Genomic DNA, 19,082 nt, shown 5'->3' with positions numbered 1-19,082 from the left:
CACTCAACCACTGCGTCTTGCTCGACAATCCAAAAATAATTGAGAGGCTAGGACTTTTGTCCCAGCCTCTTTTTTATATGGTGGCTAAGCGTTGAATGGCTTCTCGATAGATTTCCATCGCAGCGTAGAGATCGTCAATTTTTGCCCGTTCATTGGCCTGATGCTCGGTCTGTTCTGCACCCGGGAAAAGAGGCCCAAAGGCAACACAATTTTCCATGGTCCGCGCAAATGTCGCACCACCAGAAGACATAGCTGGCGTCTTATCACCAGTTTCTTCCTGATAGACAGCCATCAAAGAGCTGACTAAAGGACTATCCAAAGGAACATATAAAGGAGCCAAATAATCAAACTCTTCATATTCCAACTGATAACTAGCTGCAATTTCTTGCAAACGAGCTACCAAGGCATCCTTGTCTGCTAAGACGGGGATCCGAATATCAATTCCGATTTCCGATTGTTCTTGATCGATCACAAAGGTCGCAAGATTAAAGGAAAGATCACCACTTGGTTCATCTGTAATTCTGCCAAATAGAGCTTCACCAGTCGCATCCTCACCAACAGCATCTGCGATAAAGAGCAAAGCTGGATGGGGTTGGATGAGGGATAAACTTTCCGATAAACCGACAATGGCATTCACTCCTTCAGCTGCATCTTTAGAGTGCTTGGAAACACCCAAAACCATTACAGAATCTTCAGTTTGGCTATACTGAACCCCACTTTGATCCAAAACAGGAAGCAACTCTTCCAAACGATGACCAGCATAGGTCGCCTTATCCGGAACAACATTGAGGGCCTGACCAGCCTGTAAGGGAAGATCATCCCAACCTGGACCATGCAATTTCACTTGTAATAAGCCTTTTTCAGCATAGGTTAATGGGAAAGAAGAATCCGGTGCAAATCCAAGATCTGCTTGCTCTTCGATTTGATTGTAGCGGTTCATACAGCGCCACAAGGTTTCTTCATCCGTCCCAAAAATAAAGCGGATTCGTTTGGTAAACTGGATGCCATCATCCAGTAAACTCTTAACTGCATAGAGGGCAGCGAGTGACGGCCCCTTATCATCCTGCACACCACGACCTACTAGATAGTCACCGACAATGGTCGCTTCAAAAGGTGGCGTTTGCCAATCTTTTAGATCACCGGCTGGAACAACATCCAAGTGACAAAGAACGGCCAGGAGTTCTTCCCCCTGACCGATCTCTGCATATCCATAGTATCCTTCAGGATCTATATATGTTTGAAAACCTAATTCTCGAGCAAGCTCTAAGGTTTTTTCTAGGACATCTTGGATAGCTTGTCCAAACGGTGTTCCATTTTCCCCTTCGTTTAATACTGAGGGGTAAGAAATGATGGTTTGAAGCGAGTTTAAATACTGCTCTTTTACATCGTTCTTTATTCTATTTTTCATGAAACACCTACTTTATTCTATTGCAAGAATGGAACCACAGTTCCTAGTAGAAGAAGGGCAATGGTGATTACAACAATCGCTACGACCAATTTACCCATGAATTTCCACCATGCACTCAAGTCAACACGTCCAAGAGCAAGAGCTCCCATTACGATACCTGAAGTTGGTGCGATCAAGTTCAAGACACCAGATGCAGATTGGTAAGCTGTGACAATCAAGCTACCTGGTACATTGACGAATTTACCAAGAGGTGCCATGATACCCATTGTTGCGCTGGCAAGACCAGATGATGATGGGATCAAGAATGACATTGGCAAGTAGAAAATGTAAGTCAAGACAATGAACAATTGAGATGAAAGACCTTTCAGTCCTTCTTCACCCCAGTGAAGAATTGTCGCAGTGATCATACCGTCGTTCATGATGACTTGGATACCACGTGCTACTGCTACGATAAGAGCAACACTCAAGAGGTCAGCTGCACCATTCATGAAGGATGAAATAATTTTATCTTCTTTCAAGCCATAAATGATACCAACAAGGATTCCCATGAAGGCAAAGAGCATAGCTGTTTGAGGGAAGTACCATGTACCAAGAGCATCTGTGTTACCGATCAATTGACCAAGTACTGGAATTTTATGGAGAGATTCGTTAAAGTTGTTAAAGAATGTAATACCCAAATCTTTGAATGGGATAAATCCAGCAACCATGATAACGAATGTTGAGATGAAGACGACCAAGACACGTTTTTGTTTCTTGTTCATTTGTGAAGGAATTTCTTCGCCACTATCAACATTGAAGTGTTTCAAATCTTCTTCACGAGTTGCATAGGTGAGAGATTTGGTTGGGTCTTTTTGAACCTTATCTGCATAACGGTATACATAGTATGTGCTAAGTCCTGTCAATACGATCCAGAAGATCACACGAAGTAAGAGACCTGAAGCACTTGAGATACCTGCAGTATCAGATGCGATAACTGTCGCAAATGGGTTCAATGTTGACGCCAAACATCCGATTTGTGATCCTAAAAGGATAATAGCTACCCCTGTCAAGCTGTCAAAACCAACGGACATCATAACAGGTACAAGAAGTGGATAGAAGGCCATGGTTTCTTCACCCATACCATAAGTTGTACCACCAAGGGCAAACAATGGCATCAAGATCAAAATCAACATTTTTTCGCGGCCTTTGTATTTACGAACGATAGAAGCAATCCCTACATCAAGGGTACCTGTTTCGTTCACAACTCCAAGGAAACCACCGACCATCAAGATAAAGAAGGCTACGTCAATCGCTGCACTAGTTGGTGCTTTACCAAGCATGGCATTGATTGGGGCCATCAAAACATCCCAAATTCCTTGAGGATGTGCTTTTACAGATTCATAACTACCTGCAATGATAGCACCTGCATCGTCAACCTTGTATTGACCAGCTGGAATAATCCAAGTTAACACTGCCATAATAGCAATGATAATTAACAATACGGAAAAAGATGAAGGCATCTTAAATCCTTTTTTCGTTTTTTCACTCATTTGTCTTCCTCCTAACGCAACAAAGTGTGAGTGATGTTTTACAAGAGCATCTTGTAAAACGCTTACCTATAGATTTATTCTATCACAATAAGCTTTAAAATACTAGTTTTTTCCTAATTTTTCATTAGTCTTTTTGGATGATTGTTCCACTTTCAGACTCAATCAAAGCTCCAAGGTTTTCAAGTGATGTAATAACTGCTTTTCCTTCTGGGCGACCATTTACAAAGGCAATCGCAGCTTCCACTTTAGGAAGCATGCTTCCTGGTGCAAATTGGTCTTGTTTGATATATTCTTCCAATTGAGCCACATTAACATGTTCCAATTTTGCTTGGTCTGGTTTGTTGTAGTTCACAAAGACATAATCGACACCAGTCAAGACGATGAAGAGGTCTGCTTCTACTAATTCAGCCAAACGTTGAGATGCAAAGTCTTTATCGATAACAGCTTCAACACCAGATAAGCTACCATCTGCTTCTTTCACAACTGGGATACCGCCACCACCGGCTGCCACAACGACTTGACCGTCGTTCAACAAAGTACGGATGGTATTGATTTCTTTGATATCCACTGGTTTTGGTGAAGCAACGACTTTACGCCAGCCACGACCAGCATCTTCTTTGAAAGTTGCTCCTGTTTTTTCAGCTTCTGCTTTTGCTTCTTCTTCTGAGTAGAATGGACCGATTGGTTTGCTGAGGTTGACAAAAGCTGGGTCGTTCTTATCAACAATGACTTGTGTCACAACAGAAGCCACATCTTTTTCGATTCCTTCTTCATGAAGAGCATTTTGAAGAGCATTTTGAAGCCAGTAGCCAATGCTTCCTTCGGTCATAGCAACTAATGAATCCAATGGGAAAGCTGGGTTCTTTTCAGAATCTGCTGCCAAATGTTGGAGCAAGAGGTTTCCTACTTGAGGACCATTTCCGTGAGTGATGATCAAGTCATCCCCATTTTTGATTAATTTGACTAAGTGTTTAGCTGTTTCTACAAGCGCTTCTTGTTGAGCTTGAGCAGAAGGATCAGATGAGAGAATCGCATTTCCTCCCAAAGCAACGACGATTTTTCTTGACATAAATTTTCCCTTTCTATAAAAAATAGGGGCAGGACTAAAGCTAGCAGTCCAGCCCCTATAGCTGTTGGTATACGGTTATAAAGTCTTAAACTTTTGGAATGTACAAGTTACCAAGAGTAGCTGCCATAACCGCTTTGATGGTGTGCATACGGTTTTCAGCTTGGTCAAAGTGACGAGCATATTTGCTACGGAACACTTCGTCAGTAACTTCCATTTCTTCTACGCCGAATTTTTCAGCAACATCTTTACCGTAAACAGTATTTGTATCGTGGAAGGCTGGTAAGCAGTGCAAGAAGATCAAGTCTTCGTTATCAGCTTTCTTAATCAAATCCATGTTTACTTGGTAAGGTTTCAAAAGGGCAACACGTTCTGCAAATTTGTCTTCTTCACCCATTGATACCCAAACGTCAGTGTAAAGTACGTCTGCACCTTTCACTGCTTCGTCAGCATCTTCAGTGATCAAGATATGAGCGCCACTTTCTTTTGCAAATCCTTCTGCCAATTCAACGATTTCTTTTTCTGGGAAGAGTTCTTTTGGTGAGAAGATGTGTACGTTCACACCAAGGATAGCACCTGTTACAAGAAGGCTGTTCGCAACATTGTTACGTCCATCACCACAGTATACAAGTGTCAAACCTTCCAAACGTCCAAAGTTTTCTTGAACTGTCAAGTAGTCTGCAAGCATTTGAGTTGGGTGCCATTCGTCAGTCAAACCATTCCAAACTGGAACACCTGAGAATTCAGCCAATTCTTCAACCATACGTTGGCTGAAACCACGGAATTCAATACCGTCAAACATACGTCCAAGAACTTTAGCAGTATCTTCTGTAGATTCTTTTTTACCAAGTTGGATGTCGTTTGCACCTAGGTATTCTGGGTGAGCACCAAGATCGATAGCTGCTGTTGTGAAGGCAGCACGAGTACGAGTTGAAGTTTTTTCAAACAAAAGCGCAATATTTTTACCAGCAAGATAGTGGTGTTCAATGTTGCGTTTTTTAAGGTCTTTCAAGTGAGCTGAAAGTCCAATAAGGTATTCTAACTCTGCACGTGTAAAGTCTTTTTCTGCCAAGAAGCTACGTCCTTGGAACACTGAATTTGTCATTCTATTTGTCTCCTATTTTCTTTCTAGTATTGATCAGTAAGAAGGAAGAGCTGATCCCCAAAGACCAGCTCCCGGTCTTCTCTATTAGATTTCTTCACGTTCAAATGGCATTGACATACAACGAGGTCCACCACGACCGCGAACCAATTCACTTCCGCGGATCTTAATCAAACGAAGTCCGTATTCTTCTAATTTCTTGTTTGTGACTGTGTTACGATCGTATACAACTACCACACCAGGTGCGATTGTAAGAGTATTTGATCCGTCGTTCCATTGTTCACGAGCAGCTGCAACCACATTGCCATCACCACAAGGGATCAATGTAACTTTTTCAACACCAAGGTTTTCAGCAAGTAATTCAGCCAAATCACCTTTTTCTTCAACAATCTTCAATGCTTCATTTTCATATGTTACAGAGAAGACGCGAAGGTTGCCTTGGATTTCTGGGTGGATGGTGAATTTATCGTAGTCCACCATTGTGAATACTGTATCCAAGTGCATGAATTTACGGTTGTTCGCAAATTCGAAGGCCAAGACTTTCTTGAAGCCAACGTTCTTCTTGAAGATGTTTACCAACAATTTTTCAATTGATGCAGCATCTGTACGTTGTGAGATACCAACTGCCAAGACATCTTTAGAAAGGACTAATTCGTCCCCACCTTCGATACGAGTGTCTTCTTCACGGTTGTATACCAATTCTACATTACCACCATATACTGGGTGATATTTGAAGATATATTTACCATACAAAGTTTCACGGTTACGTGTATCAGCATACATGTGGTTCAATGATACTGCATTCCCAATTGTAGCAAATGGGTCACGTGTGAAGTACAAGTTTGGCATTGGATCAATCGCAAATGGGTAGTCAGATTCAACAAGGTCTGTCAAGCCTTTGTCAGCTTCAGGAATTTCTGGAAGCTCAGCTTTTTGGAAACCAGCCATTGTTTTTTCAACCAATTCTTGGTTGTCTTCAATACCACGAAGGATTTCGCGAATAGCGTTTTTAGTTTGGCGTCCACGAATGTTTGCTTCATCAAGATATTCTTCGATGAATTGTTCGCGAATTTCTGGAGTAGTCAATGACTCAGCTGCCAATTTTTCAAGATAAAGTACTTCGATTCCTTCGTTACGAAGCGCTTGAGCAAAATTGTCGTGTTCTTTTTGTGCATCTTCCAAGAATGGAATATCATCAAAAAGAAGACGCTCTAGATAGTCAGGCATCAAGTTTTCCAACTCTTTACCTGGACGGTGCAACATTACTTTTTTCAGTTTTCCAATTTCTGAGAAAACATGAATTGGTTTAGTTGACATCTGTCATCCTCCTTTTTTCTTTGAGCTTGTTCACAAGCTTATTACAGTTGTTATTATAGTCTTTAATGATACCGCTTTCACAAAGGATTCTACTTTTTGAATGCAAAGAATTTAGCATTTTTTTGAATCTTTCCTATTTTTTAGTTAATATGAAGCGTTTTCTTTGCATATTTTGCCTTTTATATTATTTTTATGAATATATATTTTTTTGTAAAAAATAAAAAAAGATCAACAAATTAGTTGATCTCTTCAAAACTTTTTAAAAAGTAGGCTGTATCTAGAAAAGTTAGTTGTTTTCTCTCATACTGGATCTTATGAGAATCGATGAGTTTCTTTAAAACTTGATTGACAGTTTCTCGAGTTGTGGCTGCTAATTTGGCCATTTCCTTCATACTAATTGGAAATGGAAGTTGATTTCCAAGGCTTTCATAGTCCTTGCACAGAATGGCTAAGGATTGAATCACACGCTCACTGGCACTAGCTGTCACGACATTGCGCAAGCGCAACTCTTGAAATTCTAGGATGGAAGAGAGCTTTCTCATAATAAAGAGCAACTGCTCCTTACTCTCTTGGGCATATAATTCATAGAGATTAACGGGGATCACGAAACAACGCAAATCCGTCACCGCACTAGCAGTATAGTGGTAACGCTCATCCTGGAACATCCCACCATAAGGGAACAAAGCCCCCCTCTTTATATAATCCATATAGGAGAATTGGTCAGACGAATCAAATTGCTCAATACGAGCAAAGCCTTTTGCCAGAAGAAAAATGCGCTCCCGCCTATCTCCTGCATAAAATAAAATTTGTCCCTTAGGGATATCCCTGGCATGAATTTCAACAGCTAATTTATCAAATAACTCCACTGGTAGCGCAGAAAAGGCTGGATGCGAGCGAAGCAACTGGTAATCTTCCTTTGTAATCATGTCTATACTTCCTCTTATTACTATTATTAGTATAACATACTTTTTATAGAAAAGGGAAAGAAGTCTCTTTAGAACAGAAAAGTAATTCGGAACACCAAGTCATTTTCATGATACTTTGTTAGAAGAAAAGGTCTGAGCAACCCTCAGACCTTTTGTTGATTATTCATTCATATTGACACGATGCCATTCATTGATAACATAAGCCAATTGTCCCAATTGATAAAGACCAACGCCACTGATTTCAGAACTTTCTGGAGTCGTACCTCCAAGTCCTGCAGTGTAAATGGCAACCAAATAAGGAGTCGATTCACGGACAATCGCATCCACATTAAGTGCTTCAGCAACATAACCTGGTTTTTGTTGAATCACCAAATCTGGCAAGAATTTCTTATAGTACTCACCTGGGAAAGACTCCCCGATCAGTTCTAGTAAATCTGCATATTTTTCTTGATGATTCCAAAGGTATTCCAAGACATGGATGTAATAATCTGTTGTCGTTTTATTATCTTCGCTAAAGGTTTTGACTTCTGGTGAACGGGATTGACCATAACGACTGAACAACTTGCGCGCTTGCTCCATCCCCCCTAAACGATCTGCCAAAGCATAGGCTGGGGTATTTTCAGAGTAAACCAATGAATAGCGCTGCATATCAGGGATAGACATAGCTCCATCAAAGGCAGCAACGTAATTGTCATGCTCCCCTACATATTCATAGTAGGTGTTGGTAATGTCAAACCGATCTGTTAAATTCAGTTTGCCCTTTGCGACTTCATCCACCACCAACATGTTCAACGGTAGCTTATAGGTACTACCTGCCGTCATTGGTTGAAGATCATTCATGGCAAATTGCTCTCCAGTAATGGCATTGCGATACGTGAAGGCAACTTGTGACGGATCAATTCCACTTTCTGCTAGGAAATCCTGGACAACCTCTACCAAACCTTTATTAGCATAATCATAGACAAGGCCATAAGCGCTCATCGTTTCCATGTCTGCATCTACTACTGCTTGCTTAGCTTCAGGAGATTTGACACGTGGTTTTTTCGTCTCAGGGGTAGACTTTTCGATATCTTGTTCTTTTGCTTCTTTTGTTTTCTTTGCTTTTTTTTCAATTGCTGATGCTGTTGGTTGCGTAAGATGCAAGTAGCCCAGTGCGCTTGTTCCCACTAAGCACAATAAAATACTGACCGCAATCATGATCGAGCGTAGATTAAAATATTTTTTCATACGAGATTAATTATAAAAGATTCTACTGAAAATAACAAGAATTATCAGAAAGAGAAAACGGTTTCTTTATAAAAAGTTTTTTTCTTTTCATAAAAGGCTTATTTCCGTTTAAAGGAGCCCATAATCAGCTTAGCGATCTCACGCGCAATCGTCCGGAATAAGGAACTCAAGAAGGAATCTTTTGCCTTTTCAAGACTAGATTTTCTTGGACGACCTGGACTACGTTTTTGAGCTGCCTTATCTGCTGCAGCCTCTTCCTTTTCTGCTTCTTTTTGCTCTTTTTCTTTTGCTTCCTTGCTTGCTTTAGCTGCTAATTTTTCATAGGCAGATTCTCGATCAATCGTCGTCGCATACTTTTGATGGAAAGGCGATGTCGTGATCAAGGCCAATTGTTCACTCTCATTTAAGAGGTCAAAACTCGATTGAGGAGAGAGAATATAAGCACGCTCAACTACACTAGGCTGTCCCTTTTCATTGAGGAAAGAAACCAAGGCTTCCCCTGTCCCTAACTCTGTGATCACTGTTTCTGTATCAAAATCTGGATTTGGACGAAAACTTTGGGCAGCAACCTTGATCGCCTTCATTTCTTTTGGTGTATAAGCTCGAAGTGCATGCTGAACACGATTTCCAAGCTGTGCCAAAACAGATTCTGGAAGGTCTTGAGGATTTTGGGTAATAAAGTAAATCCCTACACCCTTCGAACGAATTAGGCGTACCACTTGCTCAACCTTCTCAAGAAAGAGCTTGCTTGCATCCTTGAAGAGAAGATGCGCTTCATCAAAGAAGAAGACCAATTTTGGCTTTTCAGGATCCCCAACCTCTGGAAGTGTTTCAAAGAGACGAGACAGCATCCAAATCAAAAAGGTTGAGTACAATTTTGGTGAATGAAAGAGCTTTGTAGCCGAAAGAATATTGATATAACCACGACCAGATGCATCAAGTTGCATGAAGTCATTTAAATCAAGTGCGGGCTCTCCGAAAAACTGGTCTGCTCCTTCTTCTTCGAGAACCAAGAGACTTCTTTGGATGGCTCCGACAGATTGTTTGGTGATATTGCCATATTGGGCCGAATAGTCTGAACTGTGTTCATAGACTTCCTTTAAAAGGCTTTGCAGGTCCTTCAAATCAATCAAAGGCCAATCTTTCTCTTGGGCTACTTTAAAGACAATTGCGAGAATTCCTGATTGGGTTTCATTCAAATCAAGTAGACGAGACAGAAGCAATGACCCCATCCCTTCGACGGTCGCCCGAACAGGATGACCAGCTTGGCCAAAGACGTCCCACAATCGAACTGGGAAGGCTTGTGGCTCAAACGGATCTGTGATCCCAAGAAGTTTGTAGCGTTCTTCCAGTTTTGGCGTCCATTGCCCGGCTTTGGCTAAGCCAGATAAATCTCCCTTGATATCGGCTAGAAAGACCGGAACGCCTTCTTTGCTTAATTTTTCTGTTAGGACCTTGAGCGTAACCGTTTTTCCTGTTCCTGTTGCACCTGCAATCAAGCCATGACGATTCAACATCCGCAAATAGATAGGCGTCTCAACAGCTCCTTTGGTAATGGTAATACTAGTCATTTCATTTCTCCCTGAATGTTTCAGTTTTCATTTTAAGGTTTATCTTTACCTTGCCTAGGCCCTTCAAACCAGGCTTCAGACAAGTAAGACACACTCCTACTAGTGTATCATTTTCCTGACCAAACGCAAGAAATTATACTCCGATTTTCCGGATGCAAATAAAAAATCTATAAGAGCCAATACTTACTCTTATAGATTCCTTCATTTTATTATTTTGCTGCTGCAAACAATTCATTAACTTTATTCCAGTTAATCACTGAGAAGAAAGCTTTGATGTAGTCAGGACGTACGTTACGGTATTTCACGTAGTAGGCATGTTCCCAAACATCCAAACCAAGGATTGGTGTTTTACCTTCAGAGATTGGTGTATCTTGGTTTGCTGTTGAAGTCACTTCGAGTTTGCCTTCTTTGTTGACAACCAACCATGCCCAGCCAGAACCAAAACGTGTCGTTGCTGCTGCTGTGAAGGCTGCTTTGAAGTCTTCAAATGAACCAAATGTAGCATCAATCGCTGCAGCAAGTTCTGCTGAAGGAGCTGTTTGTTCTGGAGTCATCAATTCCCAGAAAAGAGCGTGGTTCAAATGACCACCACCATTGTTGATCACAGCTTGGCGAATGTCAGCTGGAATGGATTCAACATCAGCTAACAAGCTTTCAAGGTCTTCTCCAATTTCAGGATGTTTTTCAAGAGCTGCATTCACATTGTTTACATATGTTTGATGGTGTTTATCATGGTGCAAATGCATGGTTTCTTCATCGATATAAGGTTCCAATGCATCATAAGCATATGGTAATTCTGGTAAAATGATAGCCATTTTATGGTCCTCTTTTCTTTATTACTGACTTGATGATAACGTAAACAGCTAAATTATTCAACTAATCTGCTTGCGATTTCATTCATCGTTAGACGCTATTCGCTACTTTCAACAGGGCCAAATCAAATAAGTAGTCTTTTTCATATGTTCCACTTTTAATCGCATAATCCGTCTCGATGAAGGTCATCATAGCTTGCTTCAAAAAGGACAAGGAAAGCCTGCGGCTATCCCGTAAGGCAAACTTCACCTGATAAGGATTGACCTTGCGTCCTGACAACTCCGACAAGCTCGCTACAATTTGGCTTTCGGATTGGCCTTCTTCTGAGAAAATTTTAACTTGAGAAAACATTCGGAATTGTCCCAACAAAATAGCGATCAATTTTATTTCATCTTCTCCTTGTAAGCGGAGATCCTTAACCAAATTCCGGGCTTGATCGATTTGGCGTTTGAGAATCATCTGTGTCAGATCAAAAATATTATCTTGCAAGGACTTTGGAACAACCTCCTTGATATCTTGGAGGGTAATCTGACCATCTTCTTTATAAGCCTGCAACAGAGCGAGATTCTTCTGTAACTCTCCAAAATCATAGCCAGATTTTAAGAGTAGCTGGTCCAAGGAATCGCCCACAAACTGTATGCCCAATTCTTGGGCCTGACTTGCAAAATAACGCTTTAAATCTTGCTCTTTAGGTGTTGTTGCTTCAATGATTTGGGCATCCCGTTTTAGGAGTTTGACCAAGCGGCGCTTACTATCTAATTTTCCTTCTGCAAATATCACCAAACGGGTCGATTCAGAAGGATTTTCCAGATAATTTTCAAATTGCTTCAGATCTTCATCGGTTAAATTGCGTTTTTTGGCAGTGGTCAAATCCAATAAGTGATCCAAAATCACGATTTTTTCATCTGCAAAAAAGGGAAGACTGACCAAATCCAGTTCGACTTCAGCATAGGAGGCTTCCTTCATATCAAAATAAGAATAATTCAAATCTGAGGGATCATAGCCTATTTTTTTTAAAATGTCTTTTTTTAACCATTCAAATTGACCTACATCCTCACCCGTCAAGACAAGAATAGGAGGCAGAGTTTGAACCGTCAGATGTTTAGTGTCGGTAATTGCTTGCATGAAACTCTCTTATCTTTTATCAGTTTAGTGGATTTCGTGTTCAGCAGCCATCTTTTGTTCCAATGGTGGTTTTTCATCAGACAAATCAGGTGCTGCTACAAAATTTGGAATTTGCTCAAACGAGTTGCCGCCAAAGCTCCCCCCTGTCGCTGTGACCTGTGGTTCAGAAACTACTCCCATAGGAGTTTCTACTGGTTGTGGGAAGGTATTTTTCCCTGGAAGCATCATGAGAATCAAGAGAGAAATAACTGTAATCCCCCAAAGAAATAGGAAAATATCTAGCCCCGTCAACAAATAGAGCAGAACCGGACCAAGGTTTAAAAAGATCCAAGACCAATGGATTCCTGCATCCCGCAAGCGACGCACACAAATGGCTTGACTGGGTACTAAAATGAGGAAGTAAAAGAATGCTAAGAAAGCGAGCGCCCATAAACCTGTCTTAGAATGAACAGCTGAAAAATTGAGCGTTTCTTGAGCATTTTGATGGGATAAAGAGGCCACGATATAAAAAACCCAAAGAGGCAAAGAAATCAGGGAATTCCAGAAAAAAGCTAGCCAAAAATGGGCCCGACTGGTCTTACTTGAAAAATCTGCATACTGTATCCAAAATTGCTTAAATGCGTTCATACGATTCTACCTTTACATTGATTTCACTTTCTATAATAGCAATTTTCAGCATAGAAAGCAAACCTCTCCTCGTCTCTAGCGGACCGTTTCTACCCTCCAATGGTCCCACCCAATCAAGCGAATTGCTCCCCTTTCATCGGTACGAAGATAAGAAATAGAGCGTTCCTCTAGACGATCGAGCAATTCTTTATGGGGATGTTGGTAGCGATTTTTCTTTCCAACAGAGATCAAGGCCAACTGAGGATGTAACTGATCTAAAAACACATCACTAGAGGAACCTTTAGAACCGTGGTGGCCTACTTTCAAGACATCTACTTGTAATTGTGGATCGTTTTTCAATAGTTTCTTCTCTCCGGCTTCTTCCAGATCACCTGTGAACAAAAATCGTTTCTGATAGAACTGCCCGTAGAGGACAATCGAATCATCATTTTTACCATCCCCCACTTCATCAGGTGATAAGACTTCTAGATGATGATCAAAAATAGGTAGTTGATCCCCTCTCTGGACTACTTTAATCGGACTATGAAGCAGTTTCAATTTCTCTCGAAATTGAGAATTAGTTAGACTACCTGGACTGACATACACTTTTTTAATTGGGATTTGTTTGGCAACCTCCACCATATCACCCATATGGTCCTGGTCTGTATGAGTCAAGACCAAAGCATCGAGTTTTCCAACACCTCGACTCTTGAGATAGGGAATCAAGGTTTGATCCGCATTGGCAGATTGACTGCGCTCTTGCCACTTTTCTCCACTTTTAAAAGTGACACGTCCTCCGACATCAATCAATATGGTTCTTCCTTTCCAATCGCGTAAAAAGATACTGTCTCCTTGACCGATATCCACCATGGTGATCTCATTTTCTAAAGGATGCTTGGTCCAACAAAAGATGAGTAGAATCATGCCTATTAATAGGAAACGACGTTTTTTTTGCTTTCGAAGATCATACAAGATCCCTAAAAGAAGGAAGAGAGCGATCAGAGCTGGTCCCGTCGGCTGACCAAATACCAAAGGTAGCGACGTGAGCTTTGAAATCCAACGAATACACTCCTCTATAAGAAGAAAGAAACTGTTAAAAATTGTAAGGGGCTTTAGAATCGATAAGATAAATAGCACCGTTAAACCTGGAAGAAGGACAAGATCAAATAAGAAAGAAAAGAGGAAGGTTAAAGGGAGTGACCAGGGTTGAAAGACACTAAAGTAATAGGTCAAAAGGGGCAAAATCCCCAGGCTAATCCAGAAACTTTCCACTAGTAGCTTTTTCAGTCCGGAATAAGAACTGGTATCTACCAAGGTCAAAATAAAGGCGTAGGCACAACTCAAGACCCCTCCAGCTGTCAGGAGAAACTTGGGCATGAGCAACATTAAGATCATCAAGGTCATCGCCATATTCTCCATCCCTCGGACCCCCTTTTGAGAGAGGATCTTCTGCAAGAGGCTACGAACCACTGAAACAGAAAAACCTGTCAAGCCAGCATAGACCAAAGAAATTGGAAGCATCCAGATATCGACTGTCTCTTGCAAGATTCCTAGACGTAAGAGAGCTTTCCGGATCCCATTGATGAAAAAGCCAACCTGCATCCCAGATAAGGCGAATAAATGGATGATTCCTAAACTCGTGTAAAGCTGGTCCATCTCTTCAAAATCCGTATCTAAATAGCCAAAAAGAAGGCCGGTCATATACTGGTTCATCGGTTGTGGAAAGTGCTCCTTGCTCCAAACAATGGCTTGGCGCCTCCATTGAGATAGGCAATCGAAAACATTCCAAGTCTGTATAGGAAGTGCGGATTGGATCGCTTCAATTTTTATTTGATAGTGAATCCCCTGTGTTTCCAAATAAGACCGATAGTCAAATCCTCTAAAATTTCGCTGCCCTTCTGGCTCTTCTATAGCACCTTTATACGTCAACTCCAACAAATGAGTTTGACTTTGCCACTGCTGTTTTTCTTTTTCTGATTTTAAAGTGTAGAAGACTTGGTAGGTCCTTCCCTGATTTTTAGCACGAAAAGACAGGGCGTCCCCATTGATCTTGATGGTATCTGGAATCAGTCGTAAGTGGGATGGGGGCTGACTTTCTGCTTGTACTGGATGATCCTGTAGTCGCTGAAAGACAAAGAAGGCCGCAAAACAAAGGGTTGCTAAAGCAAGCCCTAGCAAACTTGAGCGATCCCCTTTATAGTGATGCAGCGCTAAAACTCCCACTACTACTAGACCGCTGATCGAAAGCCAAGATGGTTGATAGATACTAAAATACAGCCATAGGAGTACAAAAGCGAGATGGACAAGCGAAAAAGGAAGGTCTTTAATCCACCGTGAAAGCATCTCTTAGTTTCTCCAGTGTTTTCTCTCCGATTCCTGAAACATTCTTCAGATCATCCACTGATCGAAAAGGACCATTTGCTTCGCGATAGGCGATAATGTCCTGGGCACGTTTCTGTCCAATGCCCGATACTGTCTGGAGCTCTGATTCGGTTGCTCGATTTAAATGGACCTTGCCTGTTTTTTCTGCTGGTGCTGACGCAGTTACAGAACTTTCTGAACTTCCAAGTGCTGGAACATCCTCCCCTTCTTTAGCAACATAGATCACTGCTTCATCGGTGAGTTTTTGCGCCAAGTTGACCGATTGGCTATTGGCATCTGCTGTCATCCCGCCTGCCTTATAAATAGCATCATGGACTCTGCTATTGGAGCGCAACTCATAGACACCTGGTTGTTTGACGGCTCCTTTGACATCGACCGTAATGATCTCAGGTGCATCAGACACAGAAGTCGCCGTCTTTTCTTCTTTGGAACTAGTGGTCTGCACCTTTTCTTTGCTCGAAGTTAAACTAGAAGCCTGATAAAGATCCGGTATGGTGGATGCACTTGACTGAGGTCGATGAAAAAGAAAATACCCTCCAATTAAGAGTCCGATAGCAGTAAGAGCTAAAAAGAGCTTATATTCTTTGATTTTTTCAATGATATCCTCCATAAGAAACCTCCTCTCACTTTTATTATTCGTAAAAATAAAAAAAAACTGAGAGAAACTCTCAGTTTTTTTACTTGTTTTTCCGATGTTTGTCTGGATCCCATACAAAGCTTGCCAGGTAACTAAAGAGCAAGGTCAAGATGCCCACGACTAAGACAAGGGGAATCAAAAGGATTTTTAACAAACGAATCAAGATAAAAGGTTTTGTTGGGGTGTTGATCGCTTGTGCTTCCGCATCCAAGCGGTCAAACTCCTCTTGGATACGGCGAGCAACTTCTGCCACTCCTTCGTCATTCATCTTTTTAATATCCGAAATATCAATGGGATGTCCAAAGTTCATATCAATGCGTTCACCCGTTGCCAACCCTTTCAAGTCTCTTGGACCAGTATAAGTCACTGGCATGATACGGACCTTAGCCATTTTGGCAATGATGGCAACACCGCCTTTGACGTCTTGAGAATGACGGCTTCCACTTGGGAACATAATCAAAGAACGGTTGCTCTTTTTCAGCATATTGACAGGATACTTAATGGCTTCTGCTCCTGGATTTTCACGGTCAATCGGAAAAGCCCCACACATGCGAATCCACCAGCCAAAAATACGATTGGTGAAGAGTTCTTTTTTCGCCATAAAGATAAATTGCTTTGGCTTGGTTGCAAAGGCCATATAGACTGGATCCCACCAAGTTCGGTGAGGGGATACCAAGATGTAGTTCTCTTCCCGATCTGGAATATTGTCCTTATGATGGTAATGGGCATTCCCATTTAAAACCCAAAGAATAAAGGCAACAAGGCCACGTAAATAGGTATAAAACATAGTTGTTCCTCAAATCCATTTCATTCGTCTCTCTACAAGATATTCCATCCTGTAAAAGGTTCTTTCTTATTATACCGTATCCTGATTTTGACCGCAAACCTTTTTTAGATAAAAAATGTCTCAGCGGACCGATTCTAGATAGTCTTTTTCTCAAAAAAATGATATCATATTGTCTATGGAAACTATTGATTTAAAGGGCTTGTCCCTCAGTGAAGTCCGCAAGAAAATGGATCGCGGACAAACCAATGATTTTACAACGAATACAAGTACCAGTACCTGGCAAATTATCAAACGCAACGTCTTCACCTTGTTTAATACCTTAAACTTTGTGATTGCTGTGGCCTTGGCTGCTGTACAGGCCTGGAGCAATATGATCTTTTTTGCAGTCATTTGCTTCAATGCCATTACAGGGATCATGACCGAGATGCGCGCCAAGCGGATGATTGATAAACTCAATCTCATGAGTCGTGAGCTAGTGACTGTCATTCGTGACGGGGAAAAAGATGCGATTCCACCAGAAAAGCTTGTTCTAGGTGATTTAATGCTCTTATCTTCGGGTGAGCAGATCCCTAGTGATGCCGAAGTCATGTCTGGTATCGCTGAAGCCAATGAAGCTATGCTGACTGGTGAGAGTGATCTGGTCTTAAAAGAAGTTGGTGATGAACTGCTTTCTGGTAGTTATATTGCCAGTGGTCAAGTCTATGCCCGTGTCAAGCGAGTTGGAGCAAACAACTATGCCAACAAACTGATGATGGAAGCCAAAACCTTGAAGCCTATCAATTCGCGTATTCTTTATAACTTAGCGAAAATTTCTAGCTTCACTGGTAAAATTATCATCCCATTTGGCCTTGCCCTCTTCTTTGAAGCTCTGTTGATCAAGATGCTGCCAATCAAGGATTCTGTCGTGAATTCTTCAACAGCTCTCTTGGGAATGTTGCCAAAGGGAATTGCCCTACTGACGGTTACATCTCTTTTGACAGCGGTGATTAAGCTCGGTATGCGCAAGGTTCTTGTCCAAGAAATGTACTCAGTAGAAACCCTGGCGCGTGTGGATACCTTGTGTCTTGATAAGACCGGTACCATCACTCAAGGGAAGATGACAGTCGAAGCTCTCCATAGCTTGTCTGATCATTTTTCGGAACAGACGATCCAGGTCATCCTCTCTGCTTACATGCAATATAGCGAGGACACCAATCCTACTGCTCAAGCTATTCGCAAGGCTTATGGGGAGTTGGAGCATGCTTATACTGCGGAAAACATTATTCCTTTCTCAAGTGATCGGAAATGGGGAGCCATGCACCTATCCAACCTTGGAACCGTCTTTCTCGGTGCTCCTGAAATGCTCCTGAAAGAAAATCCAGCTGCTGTCGTCGAAGCACAAGCTCGTGGATCGCGCGTGCTCGTCTTGGCTCATAGTTCAGAACTGATCAGCATGCAGGAATTGAATCTGCCTGAAAATCTTGAAGGGATTGCGGTTATTGAGATTACAGACCCCATTCGTGAAGGGGCTTCAGATACTCTTGAGTATTTGCGCTCTCAAGGAGTGGATCTCAAAATCATCTCCGGTGACAACCCTGTGACGGTCTCTTATATCGCTCAACAAGCTGGCTTCAAAAATTATGAGAACTACATCGATTGTTCAAAAATTTCTGATGATCAATTAGTGGATCAAGCAGAAGAAACAGCTATCTTTGGGCGCGTGTCTCCTCACCAGAAAAAACTGCTTATCCAAACCTTGAAAGCAGCTGGTCGGACGACTGCTATGACAGGAGATGGGGTCAATGATATCCTTGCTCTTCGCGAAGCAGACTGCTCCATCGTGATGGCCGAGGGAGATCCCGCAACTCGTCAAATTGCCAATATTGTTCTTTTGAACTCTGACTTTAATGACGTTCCAGAAATTCTTTTTGAAGGCCGTCGTGTGGTGAATAACATTGGACGAATCGCTCCAATCTTCTTTATCAAAACGATCTATTCCTTCCTCTTGGCTATTATCTGTATCGCCAGTGCCCTTTTCTTCAACGTCAATTATTTGCTGATTTTTCCATTCATCCCTATTCAAATCACCTTAATTGACCAATTCGTCGAAGGATTCCCACCATTTGTGTTGACCTTTGAACGCAATATCAAACCGGTTGAAAAACACTTCTTAAGACGTTCCCTTCTGTTAGCCTTACCAAGCGCCTTGATGGTCGTCTTTAGTGTCTTGTTCATTCGCCTTTGGGGAGCAAGCCATGGTTGGTCTGCAGCCGATATGTCTACTGTATCCTATTACTTACTTGGATCCATCGGTTTCCTATCCGTCATCCGTTCTTGCCTGCCACTAAATATCTGGCGAGCCCTCCTCATCCTCTTCTCTGTTGTAGGATTCTACGCATCTGCGGTTGTATTGAAAAACTTGATCGAGATTTCACTCCTTACAGCCACTACTTTCCCAGTTTATCTGGCATTGATGGCCATCTTTACAGGAGTCTTTATCCTCACAACGATTCTACAAAAATATGAATTTGATTAAAAAAAGTTGAGAGAAAAACTCTCAACTTTTTCTGTTCTGCCCGCCTTTCCCCAAGCCTCTTTTCATGCTAT

15 protein-coding genes are annotated in these 19,082 nt (G+C 41.7%); 1 reads left to right on the top strand and 14 read right to left on the bottom strand.

Annotated elements, in window-relative coordinates; translation table 11 throughout:
• Positions 1 to 73: 73 nt before the first annotated feature.
• The 14 genes from NFR56_RS05925 to NFR56_RS05860 form a co-directional block, all read right to left on the bottom strand.
• Positions 74 to 1,408 (bottom strand): M20 family metallopeptidase, encoded by a 1,335-nt coding sequence (locus NFR56_RS05925; protein ID WP_251458126.1) that lies wholly within the window; start codon positions 1,406 to 1,408, stop codon positions 74 to 76.
• 17 nt (positions 1,409 to 1,425) lie between these two features.
• Positions 1,426 to 2,937: a YfcC family protein gene (locus NFR56_RS05920; RefSeq protein WP_049486413.1), complete on the bottom strand. Its 1,512-nt coding sequence runs from the start codon at positions 2,935 to 2,937 to the stop codon at positions 1,426 to 1,428.
• A gap of 124 nt (positions 2,938 to 3,061) precedes the next feature.
• On the bottom strand, positions 3,062 to 4,006 hold the full coding sequence (arcC, locus tag NFR56_RS05915; protein ID WP_134974192.1) for a carbamate kinase: 945 nt from the start codon (positions 4,004 to 4,006) through the stop codon (positions 3,062 to 3,064).
• 85 nt (positions 4,007 to 4,091) lie between these two features.
• Positions 4,092 to 5,108: an ornithine carbamoyltransferase gene (gene argF / locus NFR56_RS05910; RefSeq protein WP_003006350.1), complete on the bottom strand. Its 1,017-nt coding sequence runs from the start codon at positions 5,106 to 5,108 to the stop codon at positions 4,092 to 4,094.
• Positions 5,109 to 5,192: 84 nt separating this feature from the next.
• Positions 5,193 to 6,422, bottom strand: coding sequence for an arginine deiminase (arcA, locus tag NFR56_RS05905; RefSeq protein WP_003002445.1), 1,230 nt, complete (start codon positions 6,420 to 6,422; stop codon positions 5,193 to 5,195).
• Positions 6,423 to 6,658: 236 nt separating this feature from the next.
• Entirely contained in the window at positions 6,659 to 7,348 is a 690-nt protein-coding gene (locus NFR56_RS05900; RefSeq protein ID WP_251458123.1) for a Crp/Fnr family transcriptional regulator, read from the bottom strand.
• A 159-nt stretch (positions 7,349 to 7,507) separates the two neighbouring features.
• Complete coding sequence (locus NFR56_RS05895) at positions 7,508 to 8,575, bottom strand: serine hydrolase (RefSeq protein ID WP_037599267.1); 1,068 nt, start codon at positions 8,573 to 8,575, stop codon at positions 7,508 to 7,510.
• A 98-nt stretch (positions 8,576 to 8,673) separates the two neighbouring features.
• Positions 8,674 to 10,146 carry a helicase HerA-like domain-containing protein gene (locus NFR56_RS05890; RefSeq protein ID WP_134974726.1) on the bottom strand — a complete coding sequence of 491 codons (1,473 nt, stop codon included), beginning with the start codon at positions 10,144 to 10,146 and terminating at the stop codon, positions 8,674 to 8,676.
• Positions 10,147 to 10,355: 209 nt separating this feature from the next.
• Positions 10,356 to 10,961 carry a superoxide dismutase SodA gene (gene sodA / locus NFR56_RS05885; RefSeq protein ID WP_003006336.1) on the bottom strand — a complete coding sequence of 202 codons (606 nt, stop codon included), beginning with the start codon at positions 10,959 to 10,961 and terminating at the stop codon, positions 10,356 to 10,358.
• An 88-nt stretch (positions 10,962 to 11,049) separates the two neighbouring features.
• Positions 11,050 to 12,084, bottom strand: coding sequence for a DNA polymerase III subunit delta (gene holA / locus NFR56_RS05880; protein WP_134974725.1), 1,035 nt, complete (start codon positions 12,082 to 12,084; stop codon positions 11,050 to 11,052).
• 24 nt (positions 12,085 to 12,108) lie between these two features.
• Positions 12,109 to 12,711 carry a DUF805 domain-containing protein gene (locus NFR56_RS05875; RefSeq protein WP_134974724.1) on the bottom strand — a complete coding sequence of 201 codons (603 nt, stop codon included), beginning with the start codon at positions 12,709 to 12,711 and terminating at the stop codon, positions 12,109 to 12,111.
• A 75-nt stretch (positions 12,712 to 12,786) separates the two neighbouring features.
• Positions 12,787 to 15,033, bottom strand: a complete 2,247-nt coding sequence (locus NFR56_RS05870; RefSeq protein WP_251458118.1) for a DNA internalization-related competence protein ComEC/Rec2 — start codon at positions 15,031 to 15,033, stop codon at positions 12,787 to 12,789.
• A complete protein-coding gene (locus NFR56_RS05865) occupies positions 15,014 to 15,682 on the bottom strand; it encodes a helix-hairpin-helix domain-containing protein (RefSeq protein WP_134974723.1) in 669 nt (222 codons plus the stop codon). Before NFR56_RS05865 ends, NFR56_RS05870 begins: the two co-directional genes overlap by 20 nt.
• A 67-nt stretch (positions 15,683 to 15,749) precedes the next feature.
• Positions 15,750 to 16,496 (bottom strand): lysophospholipid acyltransferase family protein, encoded by a 747-nt coding sequence (locus NFR56_RS05860; protein WP_003006324.1) that lies wholly within the window; start codon positions 16,494 to 16,496, stop codon positions 15,750 to 15,752.
• 175 nt (positions 16,497 to 16,671) lie between these two features.
• Between NFR56_RS05860 and NFR56_RS05855 the strand changes: the two genes are divergently transcribed.
• Positions 16,672 to 19,011 carry a cation-translocating P-type ATPase gene (locus NFR56_RS05855; protein ID WP_251458115.1) on the top strand — a complete coding sequence of 780 codons (2,340 nt, stop codon included), beginning with the start codon at positions 16,672 to 16,674 and terminating at the stop codon, positions 19,009 to 19,011.
• Positions 19,012 to 19,082 lie beyond the last annotated feature (71 nt).

The organism is Streptococcus caecimuris (genome assembly GCF_943193075.1).
Classification (GTDB): Bacteria; Bacillota; Bacilli; order Lactobacillales; family Streptococcaceae; genus Streptococcus; species Streptococcus caecimuris.
The sequence above is the reverse complement of the archived record's forward strand: the minus strand, read 5'-3'. Positions and strand labels throughout refer to the sequence as shown.

Excerpts from the sequence above, each read along its gene's own strand:
- NFR56_RS05855 (WP_251458115.1), top strand. The coding sequence starts at position 16,672 with ATGGAAACTATTGATTTAAAGGGCTTGTCCCTCAGTGAAGTCCGCAAG.
- NFR56_RS05875 (WP_134974724.1), bottom strand. The coding sequence starts at position 12,711 with ATGAACGCATTTAAGCAATTTTGGATACAGTATGCAGATTTTTCAAGT.
- NFR56_RS05860 (WP_003006324.1), bottom strand. The coding sequence starts at position 16,496 with ATGTTTTATACCTATTTACGTGGCCTTGTTGCCTTTATTCTTTGGGTT.
- arcC (WP_134974192.1), bottom strand. The coding sequence starts at position 4,006 with ATGTCAAGAAAAATCGTCGTTGCTTTGGGAGGAAATGCGATTCTCTCA.
- NFR56_RS05870 (WP_251458118.1), bottom strand. The coding sequence starts at position 15,033 with ATGCTTTCACGGTGGATTAAAGACCTTCCTTTTTCGCTTGTCCATCTC.
- NFR56_RS05895 (WP_037599267.1), bottom strand. The coding sequence starts at position 8,575 with ATGAAAAAATATTTTAATCTACGCTCGATCATGATTGCGGTCAGTATT.
- sodA (WP_003006336.1), bottom strand. The coding sequence starts at position 10,961 with ATGGCTATCATTTTACCAGAATTACCATATGCTTATGATGCATTGGAA.
- NFR56_RS05900 (WP_251458123.1), bottom strand. The coding sequence starts at position 7,348 with ATGATTACAAAGGAAGATTACCAGTTGCTTCGCTCGCATCCAGCCTTT.
- arcA (WP_003002445.1), bottom strand. The coding sequence starts at position 6,422 with ATGTCAACTAAACCAATTCATGTTTTCTCAGAAATTGGAAAACTGAAA.
- NFR56_RS05890 (WP_134974726.1), bottom strand. The coding sequence starts at position 10,146 with ATGACTAGTATTACCATTACCAAAGGAGCTGTTGAGACGCCTATCTAT.
- argF (WP_003006350.1), bottom strand. The coding sequence starts at position 5,108 with ATGACAAATTCAGTGTTCCAAGGACGTAGCTTCTTGGCAGAAAAAGAC.
- NFR56_RS05865 (WP_134974723.1), bottom strand. The coding sequence starts at position 15,682 with ATGGAGGATATCATTGAAAAAATCAAAGAATATAAGCTCTTTTTAGCT.
- NFR56_RS05920 (WP_049486413.1), bottom strand. The coding sequence starts at position 2,937 with ATGAGTGAAAAAACGAAAAAAGGATTTAAGATGCCTTCATCTTTTTCC.
- holA (WP_134974725.1), bottom strand. The coding sequence starts at position 12,084 with ATGCAAGCAATTACCGACACTAAACATCTGACGGTTCAAACTCTGCCT.
- NFR56_RS05925 (WP_251458126.1), bottom strand. The coding sequence starts at position 1,408 with ATGAAAAATAGAATAAAGAACGATGTAAAAGAGCAGTATTTAAACTCG.